Raw genomic sequence first — 14,790 nt, forward strand, 5'->3', positions numbered from 1 at the left:
AGACGAGCTGATATGTTAGCACCATACTTTGGCGCTCACTGTGGCCTAATTCCGGATTTTGTATAGCGACAAGCTTCCCGCCCCAACAATGCTTGTTGGGGCTTGGAGCGGTTGTGACTGAGTCGTGCAAGTTTTCCCGTATCGTGCAGGCAGACACTTCGAGGCGAACCTACATCATCATTCGGTCTCTCATACGCGCTTTCATACGGTCTTCCTCTTCAGCAAAAAAGAACGTTCTGAGTGATTCCACCTGCGCCTCTTGATCTTCCTCGCTCAAGCCTGCCGCCAGAACCTCATCACGCTTGACCTGGTATTGGCCATAACGAAAATTAAAGATTCTCCGCTCCTCCCATCTATCGGTGATTTCTTCAACTTCCTCAGGTTCATATTCCAGCTCTTTCAAGCCTTTACGCACCTCTTCCTGACTTGTGGCTTTCTGTAGCAATGCCATGGCGTGCTGTGCCCTGGCCGCTGAAAATGCCAGTTCATCGTCTACCGTTCTCAGATCTTCAGGTAGCTGATATCGTTTTTCAGCAATCAACTGTTGCTTTTGCGCCATGGAAAGGTTTGGGTCCCGTTCAATGGTCAGCCTGGCCAGGGTAAAGTCAGCGTATGCTTCCTCCTTGCCAAAAAAGGCTTCCACCGTCTCATCCTTCATCACGTCCCGCCGGATCTGTTTCAATTCCGTCAAGGATTCGCCGAGCATTTTCAGATGATACTCTGGAGTCTGCTGGTCGGCGGGAATCAATGGTTTCTGCATCAGGTCCAGCGCCCTTTGCTTGTATTCCAGATACTGGTCCATCAGGATCATGGCTTCATTGGCCGCCAGAGGGGGCAGGCTGGTCCGGGCCAAACGTTCACTTTCAGCCAGAGCCTGTTCCGGCGCCACTTCTCCGACAGTATTGAAAAAGTAATCAAAGAAATCCTTAACATCGATACTCACGACCAGATGACCTGATTCATCCACTCTGAGTTCACCGTCAATATCGGTACCGGCAAGGCTCGAAGCAAAAGCTTCTCCGTCATACTGCTTGGGAGTCACCCCGGGAAAATCGTCAAAGTTTTCCTCTTCATCTTCCTCGGCAGCGTCACTGGTTTCAGAAATAATCACCGACGTGTCGGCTTTGGCTGGCTCAGCGGCTTTATCCGTCAGACTCTGTTCTGCAACTCCGGTGCCGACTTTCGCTGCAGCATCAGCAACGTTTGGACGATCCTGCCATAGCCAGCAGGCTGTAAAAATCAGCAGCGACGTCACTGGCAGAAATAATGAGGATATTCTTGGCGGTTCAGTTATCTGTGTGCTCATGGATCCCTCCAAAAAACCCGGCGCACCTCAGATGGCCGGGTTCGGTGATAATGGCAGATGGGTTTACAATCCTGCTTTCTTCAGGCGATTAGCCTGGGTCCGATACAGCGACACAGGATTGGTCCACAAAGACCTTACAGAAAACAAATGGTTGATGGCGTCCAGGTGATTCATCGCATAGTGAGTACCAATCACTTTGCCCAACTTACTGGAACAGGCAGACACAAAACCGTCATTCCTTTCATGCCCGTACACCAGAGAGGTCACTCCCAGAAATGCATCGGAAGGATCCAGAAGGTTGGTGACAGCCCGTTTGCCCGTCCATGAGTAGAACTTCACCAGATCATCCCCATACCAGACTTCCTCTTCCCCGGTTTCACAGTTGTCAGGACTGACGCCTTTCCACTCCAGGTCATTGTTCAGCTCCAGCATGTCAGGTGTCGTCAGAGCATCAAGTGCATGCATGCCATCCTGAGGATTACTGTTACCGGCCAACACATCAACCAACCCACCCATGGCTCTGGCAATCGCATCCACACCGCCTTCGATCGGCGTATTCGGCGGAATAACACCTCGGACAATATCTGCCACTTTGGATCCTTTGTTCACACCAGCGACGGAAGTCACCGATGCCACATGGCAGGAGTTAAAATGTGTTGCTACACGAGCCGTCGGCGCGCCCTGACCATGGGCCATGATATTGACCTTGGGGTATCCCAGACAGTCGATATACTCTTCCAATTGCTGGCCTCTGTCCCAACTGCTGTGAACGAATGAAACATTCGCCACCTCAACCTTGGCCCCGGAACGGGCAAGGTTATAGGGAATGGTATGGAAATAGCCGATCAGGCCGCCAAGATTGTCAAAGCCGGCAAAGCCATGCACCAACAGAATCGGATATTTTGTTTCTGTATAACCTCCCGCCTGCGCGGCGTTACCAGCCATCAACATACAACACGAGGCTGCTGCAACCAGCAGTTTCCCCGTAAGACTGCGCGGCTTCAGTTTGTTCAAATTAAACGTCTTATTCGCAGCCATCTTCCCAGAACTGGGTTGTTGCTCCCGGCGGCAAAACAGTTGCTTGGTGAGTAGCGATTTCATAAAAGCTCTCCAGACTTATTCCTTTGTCAGGTATCCGTTATCAGAATGCGTGGCTGATACTACGAGCAAGCAATCTGGAAGCAATTATGACAAAACCGTCATTTCTTAAAATCGACTTAAGGGACGATATTTCAGGCAGCACATCGGCCGAAGGATGATAGCCTTTTTCCCTGAAGCAGTAGGCTTGGACTAGGCCCCGTAACGCTACTGAGCATCGCATTGCCACGAAGTTCTCAGGGAATTAAGGCTAATACAGGGCTATAGAGACATATCTCGTAATCTGGCTTGTATTAGTTCTTCTTCCGTAGGAAAAAACTGTTCCCGTAACATTACCACCTGCTTTTCCTGATCTTTTGTTGCTAATCCGGAAGACATGACCAGCTCTCGTTGTTTCATATACTCAGAATAGCGGGTTTCAAACTGGCGTTGAGCCTGCCAGTGCTCAACCATATCCTGAATCTGGTGATCACTGAAACTCAGCGACTTCAGTTCTTTGCGTAACACTTTTTCATTGGTGGAGGTCTGCAGCAGCTCGGTTGCCTCGCGCGCCCGAACGGCAGAGTTTTCCAGGTTTTCATCGACAACTCTGAGCTCCCGGGGTAGCTGCTGACGTTTTTCCGTCAACCATTGTTGTTTTTGCTCCACGGTCAAATCAGGGTTTTGTTGAATGGCCAACTTTTCCAGCGTGTAGTCTGCATAGGCCTCTTCCATTCCAAAAAAGGCATCGACCACTTCCTGATTCATAACCTGCCGACGGATCTGTTTAAGTTGGTCCAACGATTGGGTCAGAACACTCAGGTGGTACTCCGGAGTCTGCTGATCTGCCGGTAACAATGGCTGCTGCATCAATTGCAGCGCTGCCTGCTTGTATTCCAGGTATTGATCCAGCAACTCCAAGGCCTGCGCTGCCGCAGCGGGAGGCAGGTGCCCCCTTGCCAATCGTTCAATCTCAACCAGGGCTTGCTCTGGTGTGACTTCCCCTACGGTATTGAGAAAATAATCAAAGAAGTCCTTCACCTCAATGGAAACAATCAGGTTTCCTGCCATATCCGATCTCAATTGTCCGTCGATATCGGTTCCCGCCAGACTTCCGGCAAAGGCCTCACCTTCATATTTTTTCGGAGTCATGCTTTGGAAACCTTCGGCACTCTGAGATATTTCAGACTGAGTATAACCGGCGACAACAGCGCCCTCAGTAACTGTCCCCCCTGACGCCAAAGCCTCGACATCACTGACTTCACGCTGAACATTATCTTGATGGGAAACAGATAGATCCGGGGCACGCTTTTGCCATAGCCAGACGGCGACCACTAGTAACATTACACCGCTTAGAATAACGAAAACCTGAACAGGCAACTGATTGCGATTCACTATTTGCATACGGTTTTTCTCTTTATACAGGCTTCTTTTGCGACATTCGACATAACAGAGCTTGGGTCTGTTGACGCTTCTGATAGCGCACATCCCTGTGCGGCAAGGCCTTGTCTTCCTTGTACCTGTGAGGAACTACAGACCCCGATTTTTCAACCGGTTGGCATGGCTCCGGTATAACGACACCGGATTTGTCCAGAGAGATCTCACGCCAAACAAATGGTTAATCGCGTCAATGTGATTCATTGAATAATGAGTGCCAATCACATTTCCCATCTTTGTAGCACAGCTTGCGACCAGCCCGTCATTGGCCTCGCCACCAAACACCAGTGACGTCACTCCCAGGAACCCGTCCGACAGATCCAGGATGTTGGTAATGACATTACTTCCGGTCCAGGAAAAGAATTTCACTTTATTGGCACCGTACCAAACATCTTCAGACTTTGAGGAGCAATAGGTCTGACTGACTCCCTTCCAGTTTAATGCCGAGTTCAGATCCGTCGTTCCCTGCGTTGTCAGCGTTTCCAGTGCGGCGATACCGTCCTGAGGATTGTTACTACCGGATAACAGATTAATCAATCCTCCCAAAGCAACAGCAATCGCGTCAGCACCACCTTCCACATGAGAACCTGGTGGAATAACACCACGAAGGACATCAGCCACTTTAGACCCCTGGTTCACCCCGTTAATGGAAGTGATGGATGCCACTTTTGATGGATTAAGATGCGCCGCGACCCGGGACGTAGGCGCTCCCTGACTGTGGGCCATGATATTCACCTTGGAATAGCCGAGGCTGTTGATGTAATTCTTTAACTGAATACCTCGCTCCCAACTGCTGTTCACAAAGGAAACATTTGCCACTTCAACCGTTGCGCCAGAGCGGCTCAGGTTATAGGGAATGGTATGAAAATATCCAATCAGGCCGCCGAGATAATCAAATCCCGTCACACCATGGACTAGCAGGATAGGATGTTTGGTTTTGGTATAGGTGTCCGCCATGGCAGTCGATCCAAACAGGATCAGACCGCAGGACAGAACTGCGGTGAGTAGTTTTTTCATTTAGTGCTCTCCAGTTTTGTTTTTTTTGTCAGGAATCTTCGCTGTAACTGCGAGCGAACACTGGTGGCACTATATCAAAGCGTTTGACGGTGAAACTCACCTGAATGGGTGATTCTTAACCAAAATTGTCAGCCGTTTGGGTGAGTACAATTGGATAGATAGATAGAAAATAAATAGATCGTAGATAGAGAATAAATAGATCGAAAGTAAAAATCCTGTAGAAAATAGAGTAGAAAACCTGCTCGGTATCACAATTCATTCAAGCAACCGCAATAGCATCACAGATGAATTTTCAGAGGGCTTTGGCTATTGCTTTGTTTCCGGGGAAGACTTTATTTCCGCGGGTACGGTTGTTTCCCAGGGGGACTTGGCATTGGAAGAAGCCAACTTACGTTTCTGGTAGTCGGTCGGCGATTCGCCACTCCATCGTTTGAAAGCTCTTCCGAATGACGCAACGCTGTTATAGCCCAGCTGATAACCCACCTCACTGACGGAATGCACTCCCAGTTTCAGTATCCTTTTGGCCCGGCGGAACCGTATACCGTCACTAATTTCCTGATAGGTGGTGCCTTCCAGATTTAACTTCCGCTTAAGAGAGCTGGCACTCAGTCCAATCGCTGTAGCGGCCTGCTGCAGGGTCGGCCAACTGGTCCATTCATTTTCTGAAACCAGATACCAGTTGACCTTACTGCTATAAGTCCCCTGGTGCTTATCCATCCGATAAATATTGTCTACCTGGGTGAGAAATAGATGAAACAGCCCCTTGTTTGGCGCATTTGTCGATAGTTCTACGACGTCTTTTCCAATCACCAACTCATTATGTGGCTGATCAAAATTTGGCACGATGCCGAAGATCCGCTTGTATTCGCTTAGTGAGGTCATAGGCTCATGGGCAAAATTCACTTCGCGAAATACAATTTTATCCCGGTGTTGCCTGGCAACCAAATCTCTCCCCAGTTGAATAATGGAAGCGAAATGAAATTCCACCGACTGATAGCCGGCAGGATGGGACAACATGAAATCCAATGCGTATCGAACCACCGAACCGGTTTCGGTCATCGTGTTGGCCGCCGCCTCATTCATCATGTGACAATACCGGCAAATCAGCGACAACGCCTCTTTCAGATTGGAACAATTCATGAGCAGGTGGGCGAATATTCCATAACTGGTCAGATGGCAACTTTCACCAATATGCAGTCCCAGCACCGGATCGTCACATAATCGTGCGGCATCCTGCCAAAAGTCCAATATGGCGGAGAGGGATAATTTATTATTGTCAGACCCCAGCGCTTGCAGCAATTTTTGGTGCGAGCGGTCTTTCAACAAGTCTGAAAGAGAGTATCCCCTGGCCTCCAGTGATTGTCGTAATATCTTGATGTACAATACTGAAGCCAGAAAGTCTCTCTTCACCATTCATAACCGCCTTAGACTACGCCCTTTTAGTTGATCATGCTTTGGCCGGATAGTTCCGTCAATCGTTGGAGATACATCAACTCAGTCTATACACACAATCTAATTTTTTGCTCCAAACGATCAAATTTTTGATCCATTTAATCAATTCCCTTACTCCGGCCTATGCTAGATTCAAGTCATTGGCAGATAAGCCATCCCCTTGAAAATTAAAATAAATCGTGGGCCAGTCATGTTGTATCCAGCTCCCTCAATAATAAGATCAAGGATATGTCACTCGTTGCTACCGGTCTCTTCGCACTGTCGAGAGATAACTAAAAAGATAATGCAGGTTAGCAATGAAGGCCATATAAGCACACCCAACCATTCTCTCTGCCTGAATCAGTCAGCCGGAAAACTGTCTACTGTCCTGCTGTTGGACACGGATTGCCGGTCGACTGATGACTCCCTTTTCAAGTCAGAGGAAACGCATCATGCAGAATCATCTGTTCCCAAGTTTTGGCATCCTGATGATCGGCAACGGAACCACTCCCTATGGCAATGTTGCAGCAACCTTGGCAAATCAAGCCGACATCAATCACCTTTACCATTGCCACGATGGACACCATGCAATAGAGATCATATCAAGTCACTCTATCGGTCTTGTCCTGCTTGATCTGAGCTTACCCCTGGAATCAGGAAAAGACCTGCTGAAACAGATTAACCGGCAGTTTCCGGAAGTCCGAATTCTGGTCATCGGTGATATGCATCAGTTAGAGGCAGCCGTGCATTGTGTTCAGCTCGGCGCATTTGATTACATCATCAAAACCCCGGAAGAGAGCCAGTTGATCGATGCTATCCACCGGGCAGTGGCTCTGCTTGAAATGACACGCAACAACCACATCCGTGTCTCTGAGCGCCTGCGCGAATCCCTGAAGCATCCAGCGGCATTTCAAAAGATCCTGACCCAGAACGGCCAAATGATGGCGATCTTTCAATACCTCGAGTCTGTCTCTGTGAGTAATCAACCCGTGTTGATTACCGGAGAAAGTGGTGTCGGCAAAGAATTGATAGCCAATGCGATACATTCGGTGAGCCAACGGGAAGGACCCATTGTGTGCCTGAATGTTGCCGGTCTTGACGACAACGTATTTGCCGACACATTGTTTGGGCATAAAAAAGGTGCGTTTACCGGAGCCGGAAGTGACCGGGCCGGACTCATTGAACAGGCTGCAGGAGGCACTCTGTTTCTTGACGAAATCGGCGATCTCAGCCCGACCTCCCAAATCAAATTGCTGCGCCTGCTGCAGGAAGGTGAGTTCTTTCCGCTTGGCAGTGATACCCCCAGATACTGCCAGGCCAGGATTATTGCGGCAACACACCAGGATCTGGCAGCAAGACTGGAAAGCCGGCAGTTTCGTACCGACCTGTACTACCGGCTGAGAACGCACCAGGTCGACATACCTCCGCTACGTCTACGCAAGGATGATATTCCATTATTATTCAGGCATTACGTGAAGGAAGCGGCAGAGAACATGAGTAAACCCGCTCCCAGGATTCCGCGGGAATTACTGGTGCTACTGGCCAATTACCACTTTCCCGGCAATGTCAGAGAACTCAGGGCGCTCGCCTATGATGCCGTCAGCCGACACAAATCCAAAGTCCTTTCCATGAAAAGTTTTCGGCACCTCGTGGACGGAAAAGCTCCCGCCAACCATCTCTCCTTCCTGGACAATAAAATCCACTTTAATCCCGAACAACCGCTCCCCTCACTTCAGGAAGTCGGTGACCTGCTGGTTCTCGAAGCCATGCACCGAACCGAGGGAAACCAGACCCTTGCATCAAGAATGTTGGGAATCTCCCAACCAGCACTCAGCAAGCGTTTGAAGAAGGTCAACAAACTACGCTGGATGAATCCCTGCACATCCGACACCTCACTCAACCAGGCAATGTAATGACTGGTGTCCGGGGAGTATTCAAACAGAAATATCAACAGTAAACCTTGTAGACGATCCCCAGTAAGATAGCCTGGCTCTTACTGGGCCGCCGGCCTGTCACTCTTGGCCATTCTCTCCTTGACCCGAATCCCCCTGAATAAGGAGCGGCGATAAAAAAAGCCGGGGCAATTCTTCATTCTACCTATATAACCATTTTTATAACTATAACCTGGGTTATAAACACATATAATCATATGATTTTATTATCTTTTTTATAGAAAGCATCTCCTGACTGAAAACCACGGTTATACCCCACCTAGCACTCTCCTCCATTTTAATTCCTATTTTTCAAGCACTTACAAATGTATTAGATGGCACTTCACTTGCAATGACTCTTATACAACAAATAAAAAAGAATGAGGTTTGCATGACGACACACCCAAAGGATGCTCTGGTGAGAAGCGTCCGTACCTCAGACGTACATCAGTTAGCCCCGAGGTTAAGGATGATTGACAGAGAGGAAGCCAGTGCTGCCACAGGAAAATCCCCACTTGAAGCGCTTCTGATAGGAGTAGCCCGGTCTCCAGCCAGCTATAGCGTTTTATTGAACGGCAAAGTGATCTGCATCTTCGGAGCCTCCATGTCCCATATTCCCGGATTGGGGATTCCCTGGCTTTTGGCCAGTGATGATTTTTATGAGTTACCTCTGAGACTGATGAAGGAAACACCACTCTGGTTGAGCCGAATCAGTCAGCCCTATTCCAAATTACAAAACTACGTTTCTGCCGAGAATCATAAAGCCATCCGCTGGCTTCAATGGCTCGGTTTTGAATTCCAACGAAAAGTGGAAAATTTTGGTGGAGGACCTACCACCTATTGGGAGTTTTGCATGGAAGTCAGACAACCATCTGCAAAAACTCTTATTCGATCCATTTAAAACTCTGGAGATTATCCAATATGTGTGGAACAGAAATACCTGTCATGCCCGATCATTCCGGACATGACATAGCACATGCCGTCGACATCGGTACATTCAGCAATAAGGGACAGTCGATATCCACGCCCTCGGATTATATTGGCAAAGACAAATCGGGAACTGTGGATTACAGTGACTACTGGTCTTTTAGACAAAATATCAGTGCAGGTGCGACCTTACGTATCACCACTTCTGGCAATGGCGCCAGTTCCATTGAAGGGTTAAACATTTATCAGGTTAACAGCAATGGCAGCAATCAAGCCATTGCCAGTGGACTATATCAAGGAAAGGAGTTCGGCGTTCGGCAAAACCTGGTCGAAGAGCAAATACAACACTTTGTGCTGGAGGTCACCAGTAGCGACAGCCGGAGTAACAATGACCAACCTTACGTGATTACCCTGGAAGTTGTCGAGCCGGGCGACTATACCACTACTGCGGTTGATCATGGCGTACCCTGGACGCATACAGATTCCGTCACCTACCAGGATCAACTCTCCGCCGGAGATACCGATGTCTTCAAGATTCCCATGGAAAAGGGGCATGGCTATGAAATTGAGTTTGATCCTCAAGGTGCCCCATTTACCGATATATCGATCTGGGAGCCTGGCGCGTCTTCTCCACGAAACCTGAAAATTGCCACCAAGAAAACCCCGTATAAAGTTGAATATACGGCGACCCACGCAGGCGAGCATTTTATCGCATTTCATGAAGTCAGTAGTGGTAGTCCTACACTATTCAACTACCAATACACACTCAGACATAGCAGCAATAGTGCAGACTCACCAGCTAGCATATTTGTCGGGAATCCCTACGACTATAACTGTGGTACGGGGCTGGGAGGCACCGGCGAAAATCCGAGCAGCGACCCCAATCTGTGCTATTTGGAACGAGGACTGTTCAACCGTCAGGCACCTAACTCAGGTGCGGTGTATTTCTACAAGGAGTCTTTCGGCAAGTGGCAATTGGAGGACTATCTGAAGGCTCCGAACCCGGATATGCAAGATCGGTTTGGTACCTCGGCGTCACTTGGAGTCAACGGCCTCTTACTGGCGGTTGGTGCTCCAGGGGAAAGCAACTGCGGTAAAAACATCGGCGGTATGGATAACAATGGGGAAACCTGGTGTTCCTTCCCCAATCCTCATGACAATCAGGCTCGTGAGTCGGGCGCAGTATATCTCTACAGCAAAGATACCGGTAACTGGCAGCGCACTGACTACGTGAAGTCTCCCAACTCCAATACTGAAGATCACTTCGGTGACGCTCTTTACCTGGCCACTAAGTACACGCCTTATCTGTTTGTCGGTGCTCCGGGAGAAGATAACTGCGGTGCCGGTATCGGAGGCACGGAGTTCAATCCGAACTGGAATCATCCTGATTACCAGAACACCAATGACTGTAACGGCCACCCAGACGATAACGGGATGAAAAGTGCCGGTGCCGTGTACATCTACAAACGGGATAACTACAACCGTTGGCCGAATCCGGTCTACCTGAAATCCCCCAATCCGGACGAGGCAGACATCTTCGGCACCAGCCTGCGCTCCACACCCGATGCCCGTACACTTGTGGTTTCCGCTCCCCAGGAAGACAACTGCGGCTCTGGTGTTGGGGGTCAGGGCACCACGAATACTCAAAGCCAATGCGAAAACCCGGGTTACACCAATAATCAGGCCATGGATGCCGGAGCGTTGTATGTGTATGGCAGAAGTGGAGACAGCTGGGCATTGGAAGCTTATCTGAAAGCGCCTAATCCGGACATCTACGATCAGTTCGGTGCCGCTTTCAACATGAACAGTCGAGGGGACATGATCGTGGTCGGAGCCCCCAACGAAGATGGGTGTAGTCCCACATCCCCGGGTTGTAGCGGTAATCTTTCAGATAACAGTATCCCGGACTCAGGTGCAGCCTATGTATACCGCAAAGTAAACGGCACCTGGCAATACGAAGCCTACCTGAAAGCGCCCAATCCGGATCAGGCGGATAGCTTCGGCAACGGAGTTTTCATTGCTTCAGACACCCGCATACTGGTAGGAGCCCCAGGTGAGGATAACTGTGGCGCCGGTACCGGAGGAACAGACGATCCGCAACTAAACAATCCTCAACTCATCAGTTGCACAGAAGAACGGGGTCCCCAGAATAATGAAGGCCTGGATTCCGGTGCCATGTATGTATTTGAGAAAGAAAATGGGAATTGGATATTCAAAGACTATATCAAGGCCCCCAATCCCGATATCGCCGATCGTTTTGCGACTTCAGGATACTTTCTGAGTGAAGACCGTATGATCGTCAATGCCCCCGGAGAAGACAACTGTGGTCTGGGGGTCGGCGGAACCGGCCAGTCGCCTGAATTCAATTGCTACAATCCAGGCGCTTTAAACAATGACTCAACAGACTCTGGGGCTCTTTACATTTTCAGTAAGGAAAGTGGCAACTGGACACATCAGAGTTATTTAAAAGCCCCCAATACCTATCCGCAAAACTTCTTCGGAGGTGGCTCCATTGGCTCTGATGATAGTGGCGGAAGTGAGGAAGTGGCAGAGGAAGATCCCCTATGCCCGCCTGAAAAAGGGGCTAACTGGCGTCATACACTTTTGAATCTGATCGTCTGTGTCGGCAGCTACGGACCTAACTAATAGGTAGCTACGCGCCTAATGAATAACATACCAAATGAGAGGCTTGGCCTCTCATTTTTCTCAGCTTGCCCCAGCCCGAATCAAACCTCCAAGTCCCATGAGATCCAGCTCCTTTTCCAGCATTCTGCGAATTCTGTGTTCGTCAGATTTACGCTTGGCTTTGGTCCAGAGCTCCGCTGCCCGCTCTTGGGTAATGGTTCGAATAACGAGTTTGGTCTTCGGCAGGTTGTAGGCGGAGAGACTAAGCATTTCAACGCCCATTCCCAATAACAGAATCACGGCTGCAGGATCTGCCGCCATTTCACCGCAGACGCTGACTGGCAGATCATACTTCTGAGCGCTCTGTACCACATGTCCGATAGAGCGAATAACCGCCGGATTCAGCCAGTTATATAAATCAGAAACCTTCGGATTATTGCGATCCACGGCGAGAATGTACTGCGTAAAATCATTACTGCCGATCGAGACAAAATCGGCTATTTTGGCAATATCCCTCAACATCACCATGGCTGAAGGGACTTCGATCATCGCGCCGACCTGTGGCCGCTGCACCTGTATCCCCGCCTCCCGCATCTGCAGCATGGCCTCGTCAAGCAGCCCATGAAAGGCTTTGACTTCATCAAGATGACTGACCATGGGCAGTAGGATCTTCAGGTTGTCCAACCCTTCGGAGGCTCTTAACATCGCCCGGATCTGGCTGAGAAAAATACTGGTGTTATCAAGCGTAAACCGGATTCCCCGCCATCCTAGAAAAGGATTTTCTTCCGAAAAACTGAAATACGGCAGGTTCTTGTCTCCACCAATATCCAGCGTCCGCATGTGCACCGGATTTGGCGCATAGGCTTCAAGAATTTTGCGGTAGATCTGCACCTGTTCGTCCTCGGAGGGAAAGGACTCGTGCAGCATAAAGGGGATTTCTGAGCGATACAGACCGACCCCTTCCGCACCTCTCATTAAACCAGGTGATATATCCGCCACCAGGCCAGTGTTGGCATATAACTTAATGCGAAAACCATCAGGTGTCTCCGCCGGAAGATCACGAAGTCCGTCCAGCCCCTGAATAAACTTGGCTTCCTGACGCGCCAGCCGGCGATATTCCTTGCGCAGGTTTGGTACAGGGTTGAATATGACCACCGCCCGGTAACCATCAATCACGGCTTCTGTATGATCAATCTGTGACGGGTTGATATCCCCAATCCCCATCACCGCAGGAATACCCAACGCATTGGCCAGAATCGCAATATGTGAAAGAGACGAACCGCTGGTACAGACAATACCCGCCAGATATTTCGGTGGGAACTGTGCAATATCAGTAATGCTGATATCTTTTCCGGCCAATATGGTCGGTTCAGTGATCTGAAGCGAATCGGTCCCGTCGTCACCCTGCATATTGGCGTAAACCCGGTTACCGATATGGCGAATATCATCGGCCTTGGCCTGCAGGTATGGGTCATCCATTTTGGCAAAAACCCTCGCATGGGCTTCGACGGTTTTACGTAACCCTGTGGCAGCCGACCATCCATCGCGGATGAATTGCTCCGTTTCCGAGGACAGCTCCCGGTCCTCCAGAATCATCTTATACACACTGAACAATGCCAGTACATCTTTCGGTAGCGAGCCTTCCATACGCCGGCCGCTGTTGCGCAGTTCTTCCTTGGCCAGATTCAGCGCACGGGTAAATTTCTCCAATTCAGCATCCGGATCTGTTGCCAACCGATCAGGCACGGATGCCAACTCATAGGTGCTGAGCAGCCAACGCACTCGCCCGATGGCCATGCCGACAGCCCCCTTGACCCCCTGAAACTTCAGATTGGATTCAATGGGAACATCCGGTTGCGCCAGGAAAGTTTTAACATCCTCCGCATGCACCCACTGACTCAAAGGACCAGCCAACTGGGCGGCAATCGTGATCACAAAGGCTTCTTGTTCATCACTGAAATAGGACGCATCTTCTTTCTGGACCGCAATAACACCAATCAGCTTACGAAAGCTGATAATCGGCACGCCCAGAAAAGCGGCGTAACGCTCTTCACGGGTTTCAGGAAAATACCGGAATTTGGGATGTTCACTGGCATTGTCGACATTCAACAAGGACTGGTGCTGAGCGATATAACCAACCAGACCACTCCCCACCCGCAGTCGAACCTGGCCTACCGATTGCTGATCAAGGCCCCGGGTGGCCACCAGTGCCAACTCGGCGGAATCCGGCTCTAGCAGATAAATACTGCAAACATCGGCTGCCATGGACTGCTGCACCCGATCGACAATAAGTTCCAGAAGATCCTTGGCTGCTTTGAGATCAGCAGCATCCTGAAAAATATCTCGTAATGTCTTTAACGGCTCCAGCATCTAATAACTCTGAGGTACGGCAATTGGAGGGAAGCGTTCAAACGCAGGTCTTACTACTATACTGATCGTTAGCCAATCCACCAAGAGGGATTTGGGGTTAGCTGGCCAAAAAGAGGGAGAAATTTTGGGATTCAATAAAGGGGTCTGACTCAGAGAGTCAGACCCCTATAATGCTGACAGTCTAGTTACCAGGCGTTATTGATCTCGACCTGGATGGTATTCCACTCATCATCACTGACAGAAAGAACACCGTTGGATGGCGCCGGGTAAGAGGACATAACAGTCGCCAGGGATCTTACTGATTCAACCGCAATTGTCCCGTCACTCGCGACTATAGATTCAATCGTGTTGCTTCCTTCAATGAAGACACCTGTCACGGTGACCATTCGTAAGCGTCCGGCTATCACAGGTTGACCGGACCGCTCCAGTTGTGAGGCAGTAATTCAGCAATGGCACTGTTCTTCTGCGTCGGCAGACGCGCCAGTACATCTTTCAGATAAGCATAGGGATCATGTCCGTTCAGTTTGGCCGATTGGATCAGACTCATTACTGCCGCTGCCCGCTGACCACTGCGCAGCGATCCGGCAAACAACCAGTTGGAACGACCCAGCGCCCAAGGCCGGATCTGGTTTTCCACCCAATTATTGTCGATGGGCACGGCGCCATCCT

Annotated in this window: 11 protein-coding genes; 3 read left to right on the forward strand and 8 right to left on the reverse strand. The window is 49.7% G+C overall.

Features of this window, described 5'->3' with window-relative positions:
- Positions 1–169: 169 nt before the first annotated feature.
- The 5 genes from F566_RS32025 to F566_RS0105345 all read right to left on the reverse strand — a co-directional run bounded on the left by F566_RS32025 (position 170) and on the right by F566_RS0105345 (position 6,250).
- Entirely contained in the window at positions 170–1,306 is a 1,137-nt protein-coding gene (locus F566_RS32025) for a lipase secretion chaperone (RefSeq protein ID WP_020405944.1), read from the reverse strand.
- A gap of 63 nt (positions 1,307–1,369) precedes the next feature.
- Positions 1,370–2,407 (reverse strand): esterase/lipase family protein, encoded by a 1,038-nt coding sequence (locus F566_RS0105330; protein WP_020405945.1) that lies wholly within the window; start codon positions 2,405–2,407, stop codon positions 1,370–1,372.
- A gap of 258 nt (positions 2,408–2,665) precedes the next feature.
- Positions 2,666–3,787 (reverse strand): lipase secretion chaperone, encoded by a 1,122-nt coding sequence (locus tag F566_RS32030; protein ID WP_051085270.1) that lies wholly within the window; start codon positions 3,785–3,787, stop codon positions 2,666–2,668.
- Positions 3,788–3,913: 126 nt separating this feature from the next.
- On the reverse strand, positions 3,914–4,837 hold the full coding sequence (locus F566_RS0105340) for an esterase/lipase family protein (RefSeq protein WP_020405947.1): 924 nt from the start codon (positions 4,835–4,837) through the stop codon (positions 3,914–3,916).
- Positions 4,838–5,143: 306 nt separating this feature from the next.
- On the reverse strand, positions 5,144–6,250 hold the full coding sequence (locus F566_RS0105345; RefSeq protein ID WP_020405948.1) for an AraC family transcriptional regulator: 1,107 nt from the start codon (positions 6,248–6,250) through the stop codon (positions 5,144–5,146).
- A gap of 470 nt (positions 6,251–6,720) precedes the next feature.
- Between F566_RS0105345 and F566_RS32035 the strand changes: the two genes are divergently transcribed.
- From F566_RS32035 to F566_RS0105360, 3 genes are all read left to right on the forward strand, one after another.
- A complete protein-coding gene (locus F566_RS32035) occupies positions 6,721–8,181 on the forward strand; it encodes a sigma-54-dependent transcriptional regulator (RefSeq protein WP_020405949.1) in 1,461 nt (486 codons plus the stop codon).
- 409 nt (positions 8,182–8,590) lie between these two features.
- Positions 8,591–9,100, forward strand: a complete 510-nt coding sequence (locus F566_RS0105355; protein ID WP_157496672.1) for a hypothetical protein — start codon at positions 8,591–8,593, stop codon at positions 9,098–9,100.
- A 20-nt stretch (positions 9,101–9,120) separates the two neighbouring features.
- Positions 9,121–11,772 carry a hypothetical protein gene (locus F566_RS0105360; protein ID WP_020405951.1) on the forward strand — a complete coding sequence of 884 codons (2,652 nt, stop codon included), beginning with the start codon at positions 9,121–9,123 and terminating at the stop codon, positions 11,770–11,772.
- A 60-nt stretch (positions 11,773–11,832) separates the two neighbouring features.
- On the opposite strand, the gene ptsP is transcribed toward F566_RS0105360, so the two are convergent.
- The 3 genes from ptsP to F566_RS0105375 all read right to left on the reverse strand — a co-directional run.
- Positions 11,833–14,121, reverse strand: a complete 2,289-nt coding sequence (ptsP, locus tag F566_RS0105365) for a phosphoenolpyruvate--protein phosphotransferase (protein ID WP_020405952.1) — start codon at positions 14,119–14,121, stop codon at positions 11,833–11,835.
- A 185-nt stretch (positions 14,122–14,306) separates the two neighbouring features.
- On the reverse strand, positions 14,307–14,507 hold the full coding sequence (locus F566_RS0105370) for a hypothetical protein (protein WP_020405953.1): 201 nt from the start codon (positions 14,505–14,507) through the stop codon (positions 14,307–14,309).
- Positions 14,508–14,524: 17 nt separating this feature from the next.
- Positions 14,525–14,790: transposase domain-containing protein (locus tag F566_RS0105375; protein WP_020405954.1), on the reverse strand; the 266-nt coding region annotated here is incomplete at its 5' end.

This window comes from Hahella ganghwensis DSM 17046, assembly GCF_000376785.1.
GTDB classification, from domain to species: Bacteria; Pseudomonadota; Gammaproteobacteria; order Pseudomonadales; family Oleiphilaceae; genus Hahella; species Hahella ganghwensis.

Excerpts from the sequence above, each read along its gene's own strand:
- F566_RS32030 (WP_051085270.1), bottom strand. The coding sequence starts at position 3,787 with ATGCAAATAGTGAATCGCAATCAGTTGCCTGTTCAGGTTTTCGTTATT.
- F566_RS32035 (WP_020405949.1), top strand. The coding sequence starts at position 6,721 with ATGCAGAATCATCTGTTCCCAAGTTTTGGCATCCTGATGATCGGCAAC.
- F566_RS0105355 (WP_157496672.1), top strand. The coding sequence starts at position 8,591 with ATGACGACACACCCAAAGGATGCTCTGGTGAGAAGCGTCCGTACCTCA.
- F566_RS0105340 (WP_020405947.1), bottom strand. The coding sequence starts at position 4,837 with ATGAAAAAACTACTCACCGCAGTTCTGTCCTGCGGTCTGATCCTGTTT.
- F566_RS0105370 (WP_020405953.1), bottom strand. The coding sequence starts at position 14,507 with ATGGTCACCGTGACAGGTGTCTTCATTGAAGGAAGCAACACGATTGAA.
- F566_RS0105345 (WP_020405948.1), bottom strand. The coding sequence starts at position 6,250 with ATGGTGAAGAGAGACTTTCTGGCTTCAGTATTGTACATCAAGATATTA.
- ptsP (WP_020405952.1), bottom strand. The coding sequence starts at position 14,121 with ATGCTGGAGCCGTTAAAGACATTACGAGATATTTTTCAGGATGCTGCT.
- F566_RS32025 (WP_020405944.1), bottom strand. The coding sequence starts at position 1,306 with ATGAGCACACAGATAACTGAACCGCCAAGAATATCCTCATTATTTCTG.
- F566_RS0105330 (WP_020405945.1), bottom strand. The coding sequence starts at position 2,407 with ATGAAATCGCTACTCACCAAGCAACTGTTTTGCCGCCGGGAGCAACAA.
- F566_RS0105360 (WP_020405951.1), top strand. The coding sequence starts at position 9,121 with ATGTGTGGAACAGAAATACCTGTCATGCCCGATCATTCCGGACATGAC.